19 protein-coding genes are annotated in these 16,563 nt (G+C 54.4%); 13 read left to right on the forward strand and 6 right to left on the reverse strand.

Features of this window, described 5'->3' with window-relative positions; all coding sequences use genetic code 11:
* From ACZ1G5_RS18565 to ACZ1G5_RS18580, 4 genes are all read left to right on the forward strand, one after another.
* On the forward strand, window positions 1–581 hold a 581-nt coding region (locus ACZ1G5_RS18565), incomplete at its 5' end, for a hypothetical protein (RefSeq protein ID WP_472734384.1).
* Window positions 582–660: 79 nt separating this feature from the next.
* Window positions 661–897, forward strand: coding sequence for a hypothetical protein (locus ACZ1G5_RS18570; RefSeq protein ID WP_472734385.1), 237 nt, complete (start codon window positions 661–663; stop codon window positions 895–897).
* Window positions 869–1,135: a hypothetical protein gene (locus ACZ1G5_RS18575; protein WP_472734386.1), complete on the forward strand. Its 267-nt coding sequence runs from the start codon at window positions 869–871 to the stop codon at window positions 1,133–1,135. The genes ACZ1G5_RS18570 and ACZ1G5_RS18575 overlap by 29 nt, the downstream gene beginning before the upstream one ends.
* Window positions 1,136–2,131: 996 nt before the next feature.
* Entirely contained in the window at window positions 2,132–2,608 is a 477-nt protein-coding gene (locus ACZ1G5_RS18580) for a nucleotidyltransferase-like protein (RefSeq protein WP_472734387.1), read from the forward strand.
* A 66-nt stretch (window positions 2,609–2,674) separates the two neighbouring features.
* On the opposite strand, the gene ACZ1G5_RS18585 is transcribed toward ACZ1G5_RS18580, so the two are convergent.
* The 3 genes from ACZ1G5_RS18585 to ACZ1G5_RS18595 all read right to left on the reverse strand — a co-directional run bounded on the left by ACZ1G5_RS18585 (window position 2,675) and on the right by ACZ1G5_RS18595 (window position 6,411).
* Window positions 2,675–4,414, reverse strand: coding sequence for a plasmid recombination protein (locus ACZ1G5_RS18585; RefSeq protein WP_472734388.1), 1,740 nt, complete (start codon window positions 4,412–4,414; stop codon window positions 2,675–2,677).
* Between the two features lie 389 nt (window positions 4,415–4,803).
* On the reverse strand, window positions 4,804–5,370 hold the full coding sequence (locus tag ACZ1G5_RS18590; protein WP_472734389.1) for a metallophosphoesterase: 567 nt from the start codon (window positions 5,368–5,370) through the stop codon (window positions 4,804–4,806).
* Window positions 5,371–5,601: 231 nt separating this feature from the next.
* A complete protein-coding gene (locus tag ACZ1G5_RS18595; RefSeq protein ID WP_472734390.1) occupies window positions 5,602–6,411 on the reverse strand; it encodes an AAA family ATPase in 810 nt (269 codons plus the stop codon).
* A 46-nt stretch (window positions 6,412–6,457) separates the two neighbouring features.
* On the opposite strand from ACZ1G5_RS18595, the gene ACZ1G5_RS18600 reads away from it, so the two are divergent.
* Complete coding sequence (locus ACZ1G5_RS18600) at window positions 6,458–6,703, forward strand: helix-turn-helix domain-containing protein (protein WP_472734391.1); 246 nt, start codon at window positions 6,458–6,460, stop codon at window positions 6,701–6,703.
* A 9-nt stretch (window positions 6,704–6,712) separates the two neighbouring features.
* Here ACZ1G5_RS18600 and ACZ1G5_RS18605 read toward each other — a convergent pair whose 3' ends face one another.
* Both ACZ1G5_RS18605 and ACZ1G5_RS18610 read right to left on the reverse strand, forming a co-directional pair.
* Entirely contained in the window at window positions 6,713–7,723 is a 1,011-nt protein-coding gene (locus tag ACZ1G5_RS18605; RefSeq protein ID WP_472732923.1) for an IS30 family transposase, read from the reverse strand.
* Between the two features lie 141 nt (window positions 7,724–7,864).
* Window positions 7,865–9,454: a GspE/PulE family protein gene (locus tag ACZ1G5_RS18610; protein ID WP_472734392.1), complete on the reverse strand. Its 1,590-nt coding sequence runs from the start codon at window positions 9,452–9,454 to the stop codon at window positions 7,865–7,867.
* 103 nt (window positions 9,455–9,557) lie between these two features.
* Between ACZ1G5_RS18610 and ACZ1G5_RS18615 the strand changes: the two genes are divergently transcribed.
* From ACZ1G5_RS18615 to ACZ1G5_RS18650, 8 genes are read left to right on the forward strand one after another with little or no spacing between them, the layout of a single operon-like run.
* Complete coding sequence (locus tag ACZ1G5_RS18615; RefSeq protein WP_472734393.1) at window positions 9,558–10,556, forward strand: PilN domain-containing protein; 999 nt, start codon at window positions 9,558–9,560, stop codon at window positions 10,554–10,556.
* Complete coding sequence (gene gspM / locus ACZ1G5_RS18620; protein ID WP_472734394.1) at window positions 10,553–11,116, forward strand: type II secretion system protein GspM; 564 nt, start codon at window positions 10,553–10,555, stop codon at window positions 11,114–11,116. The genes ACZ1G5_RS18615 and gspM overlap by 4 nt, the downstream gene beginning before the upstream one ends.
* Window positions 11,113–11,628 carry a hypothetical protein gene (locus tag ACZ1G5_RS18625; protein WP_472734395.1) on the forward strand — a complete coding sequence of 172 codons (516 nt, stop codon included), beginning with the start codon at window positions 11,113–11,115 and terminating at the stop codon, window positions 11,626–11,628. The genes gspM and ACZ1G5_RS18625 overlap by 4 nt, the downstream gene beginning before the upstream one ends.
* Entirely contained in the window at window positions 11,625–13,625 is a 2,001-nt protein-coding gene (gspD, locus tag ACZ1G5_RS18630; protein ID WP_472734396.1) for a type II secretion system secretin GspD, read from the forward strand. The genes ACZ1G5_RS18625 and gspD overlap by 4 nt, the downstream gene beginning before the upstream one ends.
* A 5-nt stretch (window positions 13,626–13,630) precedes the next feature.
* On the forward strand, window positions 13,631–14,845 hold the full coding sequence (locus ACZ1G5_RS18635; protein WP_472734397.1) for a type II secretion system F family protein: 1,215 nt from the start codon (window positions 13,631–13,633) through the stop codon (window positions 14,843–14,845).
* Window positions 14,832–15,203: a pilus assembly FimT family protein gene (locus tag ACZ1G5_RS18640; RefSeq protein ID WP_472734398.1), complete on the forward strand. Its 372-nt coding sequence runs from the start codon at window positions 14,832–14,834 to the stop codon at window positions 15,201–15,203. The genes ACZ1G5_RS18635 and ACZ1G5_RS18640 overlap by 14 nt, the downstream gene beginning before the upstream one ends.
* Window positions 15,200–15,556, forward strand: a complete 357-nt coding sequence (locus tag ACZ1G5_RS18645; RefSeq protein ID WP_472734399.1) for a prepilin-type N-terminal cleavage/methylation domain-containing protein — start codon at window positions 15,200–15,202, stop codon at window positions 15,554–15,556. The genes ACZ1G5_RS18640 and ACZ1G5_RS18645 overlap by 4 nt, the downstream gene beginning before the upstream one ends.
* Window positions 15,553–16,137 carry a prepilin-type N-terminal cleavage/methylation domain-containing protein gene (locus tag ACZ1G5_RS18650; protein ID WP_472734400.1) on the forward strand — a complete coding sequence of 195 codons (585 nt, stop codon included), beginning with the start codon at window positions 15,553–15,555 and terminating at the stop codon, window positions 16,135–16,137. Before ACZ1G5_RS18645 ends, ACZ1G5_RS18650 begins: the two co-directional genes overlap by 4 nt.
* Here ACZ1G5_RS18650 and gspG read toward each other — a convergent pair.
* A complete protein-coding gene (gspG, locus tag ACZ1G5_RS18655; RefSeq protein WP_472734401.1) occupies window positions 16,134–16,556 on the reverse strand; it encodes a type II secretion system major pseudopilin GspG in 423 nt (140 codons plus the stop codon). The genes ACZ1G5_RS18650 and gspG overlap by 4 nt on opposite strands.
* Window positions 16,557–16,563 lie beyond the last annotated feature (7 nt).

A 16,563-nucleotide genomic window follows, 5' to 3' on the forward strand; every position in this document is an offset into this window, starting at 1 on the left:
CATTTACGTACAATGCCAACAATCAGGTATCGACGGCTGTAGAAGTATTAACGTCACCGATGGGCAGTATGACCGAGGAAAGCACTTTTTCCTATGATGTTGCGAATGCGAGGTTGCTCAATGTGCGGGTCACGGCATCGCTTGGCCATAGCACGTTCAAGTCATTCTCCTATGATGAGGACGGTCGCGTCGCTGGTATGGCCTTAGAGTTTTCAGGTCCGGGGAATGCCAATAGAACTGAGGCCCATACTGTCAGCTATGACGACGCAGGTCGCTTAGTCGGCATCGCCGTTACGACAGCAGGGGACACGGGTGGCTACAGCGTGACTTACGACGAAGATGGCAGGCCCGTATCCTTTGTTAAAAAACCTTTGTTCAGCCCAGAGTTCTCTGGGACAGTAACCTACATGCCTGAGGAAATTGTAATAAGGCAATTTGGGGATGTCGGTGGCGCGGAAGAAATCACCACGACTTTTACACCCGGCCCTTGCCGTATTCCAGAGATATCAGATGGTATCGTGATTGATAACTTATTCAAAAGTCCGCTCGGCTTCTATGCCGACGGGGTGTGCCGGAGGTAGTCGTCGGGTGAATTCTTGCTCAGCCTGCCACACTAAAGACTAGTATCACGTTACGCTTTGCAATGATGAAGGAATAGATATGACGCGAAGTCTCAGCAAATCCTTTTTGGTTACTGCCTTCGTCGGTTTCGCGACTTTGGCAACCGCCGAAAACATTGAGAACTTGGAACAGGCGATCGAAATGGTTCGGTCTTCCGATGAAGTCGCACTGAGCGATGCCGCGCGTATCAGCGGCTTGGAAGTGGCGCGTTTTAGCAATGGCAGACAGACGTGGGCCATGAAGGTCTTTGATCAAGAGCAACAACATGGGTATTGAAACATTCCTAGTTATTGCGGCCATAGCCATTGTTATTTGGGCGTTTTGGCTTGATCATCATATGAAGAAGAAGCGCCGGGCAAGCTTACGACGGGACGATACATCAAATGTGTGGCTCTGGGTTGGCTTGGACGGCAAAGAGAAATCGTCTGAAAAGCATCCTGACGAACAAGGCGGCGCTTGGCATACTGGAGGTCTTGGTGGGGATGGTTCAGATGGCGGCGGTGGCGGTGAATAGGCCCAACTGGCCTGCATGTGCATGTGTGGTCGTCTCTTCGAAGCCGCATCATCCGCACACCGATGTATCGTTTGAGGTGGGCAAAGAGCATTTCGACCTGCAAACGACTGGTTTGGCGACATACATTGCGCCGTAGCAATAAACGTGCCGCACGCGCGAAAGGATGCTGCGTAAGCAAAGTGAGAAAATCGCATGACGGCTTTGTCCGCTTTTTTCCAGTTTGTTCGGCCCGCAGCGAAGTTCGGCTATGGCCCTTACGCCAGTCTCATCAATAGAAAATGCTAAGTGATTGTTTTCAAGGTCGGCGCAGTCTCACTGTTAAAGGTTTCCGACAGTTCCGCTCCATCCTACGTGGGCTCCACTCTCCACTCGACCCCCTCGATTGCAAACAAAAAGGGTTGGCGAATGCCAACCCTTTTCATAATTAGTCCACTAGAGGCGCTTCCTTAGCACTTAGGGTTCGGAGTGGTCGTGAGACCTCGTGGAAAACAGCTTTGCTGCTAAAGCTGACGTCGGATGCCATGCTATTGATTACAGCAAACACATGGCACATGCCCTTACGTGCTATCTGCTCTAGACCAATTAACGCCATTTGTCAACATTTAGGCCTGTTCTTCACCGTTCGGCGGGTCAGTTTTATTGATCAACTTGGTGACCAGAGTACCGTGTTGTCGAGCGTTCGTGAACGCTGTTACGACCGAATAAATGAAGCCATGTGTGTGATGATGCCGTGGGCGCATATCCTGCTCACAGGCGAATACAGGTGGAAAAACCGAACCTGACCCGCCTTAACGTACTATTCTGCACTCTCCCGGAATCTACCCCTAGCTGGTCACAGTCGTTCCAAGATAGGGATGTACATCGCTTTTGCAGCCGGTGTGATCGCTGGTGCCTTGACCGTTGGCGCAGGGCTACTGCTGACGATGGCGCGAGATGCAGGATACGTGGCCCTGCCAGAAATCGTTCTTTGGCCCATAACCGGCGCGGCGGTTTTTGGTGCAATATTCTATCTATTTGATCGCTTTGGATGGCACTGGCGTGGCATTCGTTCAGCGGACGGGCATTAGGCTGGCCAAGAACATCAAGAATGATGCCGATATCGCCCTCAGCAGCTATGATATTGGTAGTCTGCTTTATCACTGTCCCAACGATTATATCACACACCTGGTTGCCCGGGACTTGATGATACTCTCGAGTGTAGAGCTTTGGTTTGACGAACTGTCGCGCGACTACACAAAGGCTGCTTCATTAATGACGCCTGATGGTACTCGGCGCATCTTGGATGAACACGATAAATGGGACGGGCTTATCAAGCTGTCGCGCGAGTTGATGGAGCTAGCCCAAACGGTTGAGCGTGAACTAGCAAATCCCTACGATGCTACTCCGGTAGACCGTGACACACTGCGAAAGCGGCTGAATGACAACTCCATTCCTCTGGCACCTGAAATGATTGGTAGCGGTGTCCGCTTTTGAGAATGGGCATGAAGATTGTGACGACTTCTTAGCTCAATTAGTGAGTGGCTGGCTATTTGTTCATCGCTACATACCATTGCTGGGGCCTGGTGGTAGGGTCTTTGGTGCGGGGAGCTTGGACCGGCGACGTTTCATCTCTGCTGCGTACTCATCTGCGATAGTGTCAAACACGGCGGGCTTGTGTCCGTAACGGTTGCGTAGGACATCAGTTAGTGCCGCAAATCCGCGTTCATAGAATTTTTCACGTGTTGAGAGCGGTTCTTTCGCGTGGAACTCGAGTCGGTCTTCACGCTTTTCGAGGGATAGTTCTGATGCTTTTACGAATTGCTCTCTTTCGTTCAGATCAGTTTTTCTCGTTGCGGCGTCTTCCATCAGCGTATTCAACCGTTTGCGTGCCTGTGCCACCTCTTTGGCCCATTCCGAGACTTTATCGAATGCGGTAACAATTGCATTTCGGATTTTCTCAGGCAACGCCAACGGCCCAGACCCATCAGAGTTATTCAAAGCCCAATATCGTGCGCGGAATCCAAGCGTTGGGCGATTGTTTGGTGCCGCATCTTTGAGGACTTGGTATTTATGTTGTTGGTTAGCCATGTCGCTGCTGGATATGTCATTGTCAAACGTCCCAGCGAGGACGCGACTGATCGCCACCTGAAGATTATGAACCGCGCGTTCAACCATGGTCGTCGTCGCCTCCCAATCTATGTGCGCCTTGCGTTTCTCCTGCTCAAAGTTTGACTGATCAGTTTTCAGCTGTTCTCGTTCTGCATCAACATCACGCATGTCGCGAAGGCGTCGTTGCATCGCCTGTTCCAAGCTGTTCAGTCTTGCCTCTTTTTCTTTAATCGCCTCTGTGCGTGCCTCAGCGTCGGACTGTATGTCCAAAGCTTCACTGGCGCGATCCCACTGGTCGTCAGCCAGTTGTTGCGCATTTTTGATGAAGTCTTCTTCTTCGGCAGCCAAGTCTTGCAGACGTTCGATTTCATCCTGCGTTTCCGCTAGTGCTGCCTTCTTTGCTTTTAACCGAAGTTTGTAGGTCTTTAGCAGTTTTTCCTTTTTCGCGGTGAGTTCTTCCAATGCCTCTAGCTTGGCGACGCGCTCAGCTTGCTTCTCAGTTTGTATCTGTAGATCCGCTAGCGTCTCCTTTGCAGCTGCAATCTCAGGAGCTAGGTCGTTGTGCAGTTCAGCAACCGAGCGGTGTACCGTATCGGCATAATCAGCGCCAGCTTTCAGACGTTCGTACTTGCTGTGCCCGCGTTCGACACGCGCCACGAACCGCTTCATCACTTTGGCCGTGATCGTTTGCAGTTCGGAGGTGACGGCGCGTTTGGTTGTCATGCTGAGTGCATTGCCGTCGAGGTCGTAGGCGGGAAGCTGGAAGTGGGCATGGGGCGCTGTTTCGTCACGATGCGCAACAAGACCGGTCAGGGTTGTGTTGAGCCGTTCTGCGATCGCATCCGCAACGGCGCGATATGCCATGTCTTGTCGTTCTATGTTCAGGGCTTCGAAGTCTGCTTGCACGTCTCGGCCGAAGATGATGATGCCTGACATTGCGACGCTGGCGTTGCTCTTCATCGCGCGCTGCGTCTTGCGCTTGGCGCGCCGCAGCTCACATAATTTCCGCAATGCCGCACCGGTCTCTGGCTCAATGATGACAGAGTTAAGATGCATCCTGTCTTGGTTGACATAGCCGGGCAGGGGGGCGTGCCGCAGATCGTGCTTGCGTTGTCCTGCAGCGCGAGCTGCTTGGTCGCTTTGAATGCGGATCGATGCAGCGCGGGGGTTGCTGGCAGAAGGGTCGAACATTTGTTAGCTCCTCGAATCGATTACTTTGTAATCTAACCTACTAGACATAGCGATGCTATATCATAGGCAAAGGGAAGGTAGCATAGCTACCCTCCCTTTTGAAACCCACCCTCTTCGGCGATGCCTGCGCGGCCCTGATAGGACCTTTGCACTCCGATCGTACGCCCCCTCCGATCTAGTCGATCTGCGCAGCAGGGCACTACGTTCCCTACTTTGCCAAGCCGCTGAGGGCGGCTGCAAAACCGATCCTTCCCCTGCCTTGTGGCGGGCGATGTCAGGTTGGGTTTTGCAATTGCTGCCCCGGATGCTGGATGACTGCCAGCGTGCTATGACTGACTAGAAGCCGTGCGCATCAGCGAGCTATCATCGCCAGATTTCTTGCATGGATGTCAGGTCAGCTCGGCACCATGTTCGACGTCACTCCAATGCGCATTTGGTGGCAGTGACTTGGCACGCCGGGCGACATCCTCAAACCGGACGGGCATGTAGTCCCACACATCAACGCCGACGTTCATACTGTTGCGGGTGCCGCGCCAGTTGTTGTGCACGTGACCAAACATTTGGAGTGCCTGTCGTCTGGCATGGTTCCATGTGATCATCGGATAGTGGCATAACGTGTGTGCCTGCTTGTTCGGACCATCCCTGACCTCTGCCAGATGCGAGACACTGTCCCAGGGCAGGGCCAACGTCGGCTCCAGATCATGGTTGCCCACGATCAGATGTTTTTCGGCGCCGGGCAGTTTGGCGAACAGCTTTGTCAGCCAGTCACTGTCTTTAGATTTCGGCCCATGTGCAAAATCCCCGACGATCCAAAGCGCATCCTTGGGACCAACCATCGCCCACAGGTTCTGCATCAGCACCGCGTCCATATGGTTCGCGGACCGGAAGGGGCGATTGCAGAACTTGATGACATTGTCGTGCCCGAAATGGGTGTCTGCGGTGTACCAGTTGGTCATGGGTCTTCTCCGTCGTCGCTTGGTGGTGCGGACGGCTCATGGCGGATGCGGAGATGGGTGATCATCCTCGGCGAACAGCGCAAAGTCGCCCGCCATAGGTGGGGGCGCTAGTGTTGGGTGATATGTTTGCGCGATATGATCATGTGCACGTCATAGTGGGTTCGGTTTGAGCTGGCTATCCATTCTTACAGATCCATGTCCGATGCTTCGACATCCTCGCCGCTGAGCGCTTCATGCCGCTGTTACCTTCTTTGGAAATGAAAACGTTGCGACAGGATCAGCCCTTCCCAGGCGCAGTCCTTGCAGAACCCATTGCACTTCGACAGTCAGCTCAATCACTCCCGCCCAAGCGGCTTGCGCCTCGCGAAACCGGCCATAACCCGGTTGATCGCTTTTACAGGCCAGCGTGGATACAAAGTGCCCAATGTCACCATGAATAATCTGATCGCTGATTGCCTCGCACCAGGGCAGTTCAGTTTGCAACACCGGAATACTGCCGAACACGTCGCGCGTTTCCGCTGCTTCCTCTGTGCCATTTCGGCAGCCGGGTATCAGTCCTGTGACATCATCGGGGTCACCAAGATACTTGTCGATGCCGGCGACAGCATGTTTTGCCTCAAAGACGCCGATGGCAGGTGCCAGGATAAGATCAGCCCGACCCAGTGCTTCGAGTTGTGCCTCAAGTGGCAGGACACGCGTGTCGATCAGGGCGATATCAAAGCCGCGGGCCTTTGCGGATGCCAGCGCATCTTCCACATGGTCACGGGCCCAGCATTGGATCAGCTCTAACCGGTCCTTGTACACGTGGCAGGCAGACATCGCCTTGCGCCACTTTTGCAAGGTCGAAGAAATTTCAGCTTTTGGATCCGTCGTAGCCTGATCGGTGCAATCCATCACCATCACACGCTTACCCAAGGCGAGAAATCCAGTAGCGAGCGCCATCGTCGAGATCGTCCGGCCAGCGCCGCCCTTGGTTGTGAAGAATGTGATCGTGTGCATAGGAGCCCTCTGACGGAATTCATAGAATACTTCATTATTCATAAAATACTTCATGGTGGCAAGCACTCGTTAGTTGCTCACTCTGCTCATGAAAAAAGAAGTTGATGAAGAGCTCTTGGACGCGTTCAGTCAGACGCTGCGGCGGCTACGTACCTCCGCCGGACTGTCTCAAGAAGAATTGGCTCATCGCGCGGGTAAGAGTATTCGCTACGTATCGCTGTTAGAGAGTAGAAAGCATCAGCCCAGCTTGGCGACGCTTAAGAGAATTTGCGATGGGCTGGGGGTTTCGATGACTGATTTTGTGTGTGAACTCGAGGCGAAGTGCGAAGACTGATATGTTGTTCTATTCCAGTCGGTTCTGAATTTCCATCAGCTTGGTCGCGAAGACTTCCGCCGGTGTCCGGTAATTCAAACACTTGCGCGGCGTTGAATTGAGGCGATGGCAAATCGACCTCAAATATCGATTTGTCAGCGCCGTCGGTTCGGTTGATCTGGGGAGATACTTCCGCAACCTGTTGTTCGTGTTCTCGACAGTGCCTTTTTGGTAGGGCGCTTGCGGGTCACAGAACCAAGCATCTGCACCGATCCCAGCTTTGAGGTGCTTCCAGGCCGAAAACTCGGTGCCTCTGTCGAACGTGATTGATTGACGCGCATCGGCGGGCAGGGGAGCCAAGCCTTGGATCAGGGCTTCCATGATCGGTTTGGACTGACGATCTTCATTGCGCATCACGACCGCGTATCGGCTGACGCGCTCGACCAGAGAGGTCACGTTCACCTTTCCATGCTCTTTGCGGAACATCATTAAATCGCACTCCCAGTGGCCGAACTCAGCGCGCGCTGCGATGCTCTTGGGCCTGTGTGAAAGGCTTTGCACATCGAAGATATGCGTTCGGTTGTGCCTGCGGTAACCTCGTGGCCTGCGGCGACGGCGATGTTCAGGCAGGTGGCGATAGAACTGCTCATCGCGACCGTCTTTGGAATAGGCGAACCGATAGATCGTCTCGTGGCTAACGCGGATCGGGTGGCGTTCAAGACGCATCCGCCCCGCGATCTGTTCTGGCGACCAGCCGGCCTTGAGCCGATCCTCAATGGCTGCCTTCAGTTCTGGATGGACGATCATTTTACGATGAACTGCACGACGGCGCTCATACATGTCCTGAGCGTTCAAAGCGTAGTAACCGTTGAGCTGTGGCAGTTCCCGGTCATCATAGTGGTTGCGTCGAACGTCTCGGTAGATCGTTGAGACATCGCGGCTCAGACGATCCGCAATCTCAGACATGGACATTTTGGCTTCACGCCACTTTGCGATCTTACGTCGTTCTTCTAAGCTCAGGTGAGAGTAGTGGGTTCCCATTCAATATCCTCCATGCAACATTCTGTTTTGATACAGAATTTGCACTTCGTTTGTGAATCCACCTAGGTAAGTAATTATGACGTATAATCAGGGTTATGGTAATTACTGAGACTATTGACCAAACGAACATCATTAATTCTGTCAGATACCCAATGTCCGATGAATCTCATCAGGGTCGACGATTTTTCTATCAACAAGTGTATCAGCTTGGTCAGCAATACTAACAAAACCGGATTGTTCAATGCCTGCAAGCAACTCCAAACCGCGCTCACCTCTGCCGATTGCTGCTGAAATATCTGGCGTCATTGTCAACATTTCAGAGATCGCCATGCGCCCGCGCAACCCGGTCTCGCCGCAATCTGCGCAGCCAGCCCCATGACATGTATCGCAATTTGTCCGCACCAATCGTTGTGACAAAACACCCCGCAGTGTGGCCCCCACAAGATAAGGTGCTACGCCAAGGTCGAGCAACCGATCCACGGCGCTGAGCGCATCATTTGTGTGGATTGTCGACAAGACCAGACGCCCGACTAAGGCTGCGCGCACCGCAATCTCGGCGGTTTCTTCGTCCCGTATTTCGCCGACCATCACGACATTAGGATCCTGACGCAGGATTGCGCGCAAAGCCTTTGCAAATGACATATCGATGGCATGGTCTACTTGGACCTGATTGACACCCTCAAGTGCATATTCAATGGGGTCTTCTACAGTCACGATCTTGCGGTCTTCAGAGTTTATCCCCCGCAATGCTGTGTACAAGGTTGTCGTTTTCCCACTGCCGGTAGGACCTGCCACAAGGAATATACCATTGGGGCTGGCCATCAGCTTTTCGATCTCAGCAACTCTATCAACTGGAAATTTTAACGCATCCCAGTCAAGCTGCATGCGGTTGCGATCCAACAGGCGCAGCACGATACTTTCGCCATACTGGGTGGGCATGGTGGACATGCGTATGTCGATACTACGCCCGCGCACCACGATATCTGCCCGGCCATCCTGCGGCCTGCGTTTCTCTGAGATATTGAGGTTCGCCATGATTTTGAGGCGCGAGGCGACCGCATGACGCAGCTCATCGGGAATGACACGGTCTCGTTGGAGCGCACCATCAACCCGGTAGCGGACCCGCGCACCATGTTCTTGGGTTTCGACATGGACGTCTGAGGCACCTAACCCAACCGCCTTGCCGATAATGTCATTCACTAAAGTGATGACTGGCCCGTCATTGGCCAGTGCTTGCAGTCGTTCAACATCGCTGCTGGTGGCCGATTCGGCCTCTGCGCGGTCATCATTCAGCGCTAAATCCAAGGCCGCTTTGATTGTGGTTGGCGATGCCATTGCAGCGGTAACGGTGACGTCGAGCATGTAGGAAATGCCAGCCAACAAATCACGCGCGTCCGGGTCCGTGCAGGCGATTGCATAGACGCCCGCATCTTCTTGCGCGAGGACAGCCAAAGACCGTTTCATGAAATCTGGTCGCAAGAGCCCGCTGCGCAAAAGTTCAAGATTGATCATCTCTAGGGTCAGGTACGGCCGATCAAGGTACGCGGCCAAGGCCCGATAGACCGTTTCTTCGTCGAGCAGTCCAAGCTCTAAAATAGCGCGCTCTACACTTGTGCCTGTCTCGCGCGCGGCTGTGGCGACCCGCCGCAATGTTTGCGCAGGAAGAAGCGCTTGCTCACTTAAATAAGCAAGGTACGCGTCATCGTCAAAAGGTCGAAGATCGTCTGCCATGGGCGATTATGAAACACCTGAATTCACTCGACAGCATGCATACTATAAGTAGTGTACTAAGCGAGAGAAAAACGTATGCGTGAAACGCGCTCTAGGGCAGAAAATGGCATCCAACATCATAGCGCGCTTTGGTGATCTGATAGGGAAAGGGCTTTGGGATGTGACCCCACAATGGGTGCGCAGTCTGTTCTTAGCCGATCCGCCTGCCCGCACCCTGCACTTTGATGACAGCGGAGACCGCAAGACATTGCGCGCGCCTATATCTGCGCTCACCACCAAAGGGACAGCCAAACGCACGCAACTGGCTGATGTTGTTTTGCCGAAGGACCGCTTGCTGGGACGCACGATCCCTATTCCGCCAACGCCTAAGGCCAAGCATTATGCGATTGCTGATCTTGATTTGATGCGCCGGACCCCTTTTGCAAAAGACCAGATTCATTGGACGCTGAGCCCTGGCGCGCACGCCAAGTCTGAAAGGCTCACCCAATGGGTTGCAAAACGGACAGACATCGCACAATTCCGCGAGATGCTAGCGTCACATGGGTATGCCGTCCGGCGATTTATGGTCAGTGACACCGATGGCCCCGTCACGCTGGTTGATTTCACCGCTGATATTGCCCCAAAGGCGGGGCTTTGGCGTAAGCTGAACTTTGCTTTGGTGGCGGCAGCGGTTGTTGCTGCCCTAACGCTTTGGCTGCAACCTGCTTGGGAAGCTCGGGCTGAGACGGCACGGCAAACTGCAGCTATTGACGCACTCCGCCAGGAGGCCTTGACACTGCGCGCAGAAATCGAAGCGCTTGATCAGATCGACAATGAACGCACCGCTTTTGTGAATACCGTGATGCGACGTGACCGCGCGGTTGATGCGTTGCGGCAATTGACGGTTGCGTTGCCGGACAGCGTTTGGATCACTGACCTTCTGTTCACAGCAGATCGGATTACGCTGAATGGAGAGACATCAGGGTCTGCGGCAGAGTTGGTGCTGCAATTGACGCAAGGCAATTTTGGCTATGTTCCTGCCTTGGCGGGGCCAGTTTCGCGGACCGCCGATGGCAAAGAGCGCTTTAGCATGGTCTTTACGTCCAAGGGTGCTGGCCAATGATACAGCAGCGCAGCTTACGACAACTGATCGCTGTTGCAGCACTCGGCCTTGTTGCTGTGCTCATGTATTTGGCGGTATTTCAGCCGTTGTCCAACTGGCGTGCCACTGCTTTGTCGGGCCTGATCAAAGCACAAACGGAAACGGCACAACTTACCGCAAGCATTGCCCGACTGCGCGTCGAAAAGCAGTCCTTTGTGAGCGACGATCTTGCCGGGTTGACATGGGAGGCCGCGCAAATGGCCGAAGCAACCGCAAAGGTGCAATCGGCAGTCAATGATATGGGGCGCAGCGCTGGCATCTTGATGCGGTCCATCGCACCTACAAATGCCGCTGATACCGGCATTGCGAATGCGATCAGCTTTCGGCTGGAGTTTGAAGCACGGCTTGATCAGCTGGTTTCATTCCTGCGCCAGCTGGAGTTTGGTCAACCTGCATTGGTTATTACACGCACGAACTTGCGACGTCTTGCCCGTCCCAATGACAGAGGCGCGCAGCCCGATCTTTTCGTGCAGATCGATGTAGCAGCACCAGTCACGCTGAACGCAGGCACAGACGGATGAACGGTGCAGCAATCCTTCCTTTTGTCGGAACGCTGCTTCTGGCGGGCTGCGCCGGCGGTCTAGGGTATTTGGTTTTCACCAGTGAGCCCGCTGTCAGGTCAGACACTGACATTGGCGCGGTCCTCACCACGACAGACGCACCTGCCGAACAACCGCGCAGACCTGCTTTGCCCTCTGCGCGACCGGATGTGTATTATCAGGCGATTACGCAACGCCCGATCTTTGAACCAACGCGCAGACCCTTCAGCGCCACGCCCGCAGTAGAGACTCTGGTCGAACCTGCACCGGAGGTGCAACCAGAAATCGCCGTCGTGATCCCCGACAATCTAATACTATCTGGCGTGCTGGGTGGTGGCAGCAACAGATCAGCTTTTGTTGCATGGGCCGATGGCCAAGGCGAATGGCTCAGGGTAGATGATACAATTGAAGGTTGGGTTGTGACTGAAATTGAATCTGAGTGGATCACACTCACCGCTGGCGAGAATAGCTTTCGTCTGGAGCTTTTTGAATGAGAAACATTTTCCCCGGTTTCACAATGCGCGCTGTGATGTTGATCCTTTTTGCGATTGGTGTGGGCTGCACCCCGACACCTGACGGGGAACGGACCCGGCTTTTGGCAAATCAGCAGAACGCGGCGGGCACTGGTGGCAGTGCAATTGAACGCTTTCAAAGCCTGTTGAACGGCCCTGCCCCCGAGCGGCGTGTGCTGGGCACCGACGAATTCTTGTCAGATGGGCGTGATACAAACGCTAACCTTGTCGAGACTTCGACAGAGGGTGATTTCACACTAAACCTCATCAATGTGCCAATAGAACAAGCCGCCCGTGCTGTTTTGGGCGAGGCTTTAGGCCGGAACTACACTGTCCAGCCTGACGTGAATGGCACCGTCACTTTGCAAACCACGCGCCCGCTGTCTGAACGCGCCTTGCTTGAGACGTTTCAGACTATTCTGGAACTCAATGGCGCTGTAATGCAGGTGAATGAGAGTTTGATCAGCATTGTTCCTGCAAGCGGCGCAACACAGAGGGTCGGACGTGCCGGTGATGTGCAGTTGCTTGGTGCACGTGTGGTTGCGGTTCCGTTGGAATTCATCGGCACCGCTGAAATGGTCCGGCTTCTTGAACCGATCATCGGCAGTTCCGTGCGTCTGCAGGCTATCCCCCAACGTAACATCCTGCTGATCGCGGGTACCCGGGATGAGATTAACGCCGCAATTGAAGCAGTGAACCTGTTTGACGTCGATGTGCTGGAAGGCAAATCCGTTGGCCTGTTCCGTTTGCGGGCTGCAGAGCCAGAAGCGGTTGTGGAAGAGCTCAACGTGATTTTTGAGACCCGCGAAGGTGGTAGCTTGCAGAACGTGGTTACCTTCGTCCCCTCCACACGGCTGAGCGCTGTGTTGGTCGTGACATCCCGGCAGACCTATCTTGATGACGCAGAACGCTGGATCAGGGATCTGGACCGCACAGCTGGCGGCGCAACACGTCGCCCAGTCGTCTACAATTTACAGAACCGCAGTGCGACAGAACTGGCACCCGTGTTGACCGAAATGCTGCAAGAGGTGTCATCCGAAGAAGGCCCCGCCGTTCAAGGGACAGCCCGGATCGTGGCAGATGACACAAAGAACGCGATTATCGTTTGGGGTAACGACACCGAGCAAGAAAGCCTGGCGCGGCTGATCATCTCGCTCGACAGTACGCCTGTGCAAGTCTTGCTTGAAGCAACGATCGCTGAAGTGTCGCTGAACGACGAACTTGAATTTGGCCTGCGTTGGTTCTTTGAGAACGGCGATCTGAGTGGCACTTTCAGTGACGCAACAAATGGCGCTGTGGCCGCAAATTTCCCCGGCCTTGCGCTTGTGTTCAATGGCGCGGCACCGGGTGCTGCGATCAACGCCCTGAACTCAATCACTGACGTGAATGTGGTTTCCTCGCCCAGCTTGCTGGTGCTCGACAACCAAGAGGCCACGCTGCAAATCGGCGATCAGGTGCCAATTGCCACGCAACAAGTGCGCGATACCACGGCCGTAGATGCGCCAGTGGTGAATACAATTTCCTTCCGCGACACAGGAATTATTCTGAGTGTGAAACCGCGTGTGTCCAGCGGCGGTCAAGTCATCTTGGAGATCGAGCAGGAGGTCAGCAGCGTGTCCAACACAACAACCTCGGGCATCGACAGCCCAACAATTGCGCAACGTAAGATCGAAACCTCTGTGATCGTGGGTGATGGTCAGACCATCGCGCTTGGCGGATTGATCCAAGAAAGCAACAATCGCACCAATTCCCAAGTTCCCGGTGCAGGCGACATTCCGATTGTTGGCGCCCTTTTCCGAAACCGGTCTGATACTGCGGCTAAGACCGAGCTGCTGATCCTGATCACACCACGTGTCATCCGCAATGGCCAAGAGTCGCGTTCTGTCACCGATGAACTTCGCCAGCGCATTGGCGGGGCTGACGGGTTGATCACCAATGGCATCGCGACACCCAGCGTAGGCCACAGGATTGTGCAGTAACGGATATGCCGACATTCGCCTATGATGCTATCGACCAACGCGGCGGCCGCGCAAAAGGCGAAGTAGTGGCGGCTGATCAGGTGGCAGCATTGGATGTGATTGCTGCCAAAGGACTGACCCCGCTAGAGGTTACGCTGGGCGGAAGTGTCGAACCTTGGTGGAATCGCGACATCGCTTTGCTTGGCGGCTCGCAGCTAAAGACTGTGGAGTTGGAAAAGTTGTTTTCCGGCCTCGCGGCGATGCTGGCAGCAAAAACACCGCTTCCGCGTGCGCTGCGGTTTTGTATTGATCTGACCAATGATAAAATGATGAAGGCCAAGCTGCGCACCGCCCTGTCTGGCGTAGAAGACGGCAAACCACTGGCCGATGCGTTTTTGGCCGATGGCGTGCCCTTCCCTGAGCGGCTGATCGCAATGATCCGGCTGGGAGAGACGTCAAACACATTGGCCATTGTCGTCAACCGCACCGCCAAGATGTTAGAAAATGAGGCAAAGCTGCGCCGCGAGATACAGCAAGCCTTGATCTATCCGATTATTTTGCTGTGTATGTCACTGTTCGTTCTCAGCGTTCTTGTGTTTTATCTGGCGCCAACGCTCGCACCTGTTTTTGCCTCAGCCAACGCAAACCCGCCGGCCATCATCGGCGCGATGCTTTGGGTTCAGCGGACACTTACAACGCAGTGGCCCATGCTCGTCGTGGGGTTGGTTTGCGTAATTCTCGCGTTGTTTACCCTGCGCAGCCAGATCGTATCCGCCGCGCAATGGATCTTGCACATGTTGCCCATCACGCGTGGCTATTTGTCCAAACGCGAGACACTGCAATTGTGCCAAACGCTTTACCTGATGCTACAAAGCGGTGGACAGCTTACCGATGCGATCAAGATAGCAGCAGGAACAACAAGCCAAAGCAAGTGGCGGTCCATGCTACTGCAAGCACATAAAGATATCGAAGCGGGTCAAACCATGCGCCAGGCCTTGTTGGAAAACCCAATGATTGACCCAATGGCGCGCACGATCCTGACAACAGGCGAAGAAAGCGACCAATTGATCGCTGTGCTTGAACCTGCTGTTGGTACGCTGCAAGCACAAACATCCCAAACACTGTCCCAAGCGGTAAAGCTGCTGACCCCACTTTTGACGCTGATGATTGGTTTAGCTGTCGGGGCCATCATCTTGTCAACGATTTCAGCGATCATGGACCTGAATGATGTCGTACTCTAGGCGGCGCAATGCCGGGTTCTCGCTCACCGAGGTCTTGGTTGTGCTTGCCATACTGGCGCTGGCAACAGCGGTTTTTGCGGCAGCTCGGCCCGGTCCATCCCCGGCAATCCAACAAGAAGCACGCGTAAGCGCATTGATCGCAGAGGCCGCGCGCGCGCAACAAGACGCTATCATATCGGGCAACACACAGGTCTATACTTTGCCAGATCCGACCTGCGCCCAAGCCCCGCCAAACCTGGTTTTCTATGCAAACGGCACTGCCCAAGCGGCCAAGATCTGTCTGGTTGGCAATCAGCAAGACCAGTGGCTTTCGCTTGACCCTTTTACGGGTCAATTGAAACGTATCCCTGCACCATGAACGCGCGCGCCGGATATTCTCTGTTTGAGGTTCTTATTGCTTTTGTGATCATGAGCATGATTCTGGCGGCCCTCATCCCCGGCCAAGCGCGGCTGTTGGGCAGGGCGATTATGCAAGAAGAACGTCTATTGGCGCATGACTACGCCTTATCACGCATCGCGCAGGTAGGCGTTACTGAGACATTGATCGCCGGCAGCACGCAGGACACCTATCGAAATTGGCAAATCAACACGACAATTGATGCAGGGCAAACCACATTGGATGGTCTTGAGACAGTCATCATCACAGTGACCGTCAGCGACGCACAGGGCCGCAGGCTTGCCAGCGCGAATAGCCTGCAGGCAACCCAATGAACTGGCGTGACCGCAGCGGGCTAAGCCTGATGGAATTGCTGATCGCTTTGGTCCTCGTCTCGGTGATTGCGGGCGGTTTGGCAGCAGCGACCCGTTTCGGTGTGCAGTTGCTTGACCGCACTCAAGGCCTGCAAGACACCAGCCCGCAACTCGCTTTGCGCGGCCGGCTCAGGCATTGGATGACGACGGCAATGCCGCCAACGCAACTGGCCGGTTTCGATACGCGTTTCGACGGCGATACAAATCAGGTCAGTTTCACCACCCTTACCCCTGCTCCATTTGCCCTCGAAAGCGCTGCATTGCGGATGACGATTGACGCTGCACAGGGAAATCTCTTGCTGCGCGTTGATGAGCTTGATGACACCGGTGCGGTACTGTTCGGTCACAACCGAACCCTTGCAACAAGTGTCCAGAATGCAGAAATCAGTTATTTCAGCGACGATCCCGATGCCCCCGGTTGGCGCAGCACATGGGAGGATGCAAACACGCTGCCCATACTGATCCGGATTACGGCCGACCCTGAAAGCACCCCAGACTGGCCTGACTTTGTCGTCAAACCCATCTTTGCACAAAGAAACTAGCGGCCAACGTCGGTATTCTCTCCGGTGCCGCCACGGACGCCATCAAGCCCAAATGACAGAACGCTAAAGTCACTTCCAACCTCTGGTGCCATATAGACATATTCGCGGCCCCAAGGGTCAACTATGGATTCTGGCGTTTCCAGATAGGGACCAAACCAATCCGCCTCGCCTGGCGGGGATGTCAAAAGAACGCTCAGACCTTCTGCATCAGAAGGGTAACGCCCAACATCGACGTAAAATAACTGAACCGCCTGACGCAGTTGCGTTGCTTGTAGATCGGCTGTCTCAGTCTTCGCGCGGTCGAGATAACCGATCAACCTCGGACCAGCGACAGCTGCAATCAAGGCAATGATTGAGAGAACAATCAAAACCTCAAGGATTGTGACCCCAGATTTTGGGGTCCATCGGATCTCATTCAAGCGTCTC

This window comes from Yoonia sp. JB2-21 (genome assembly GCF_055693545.1).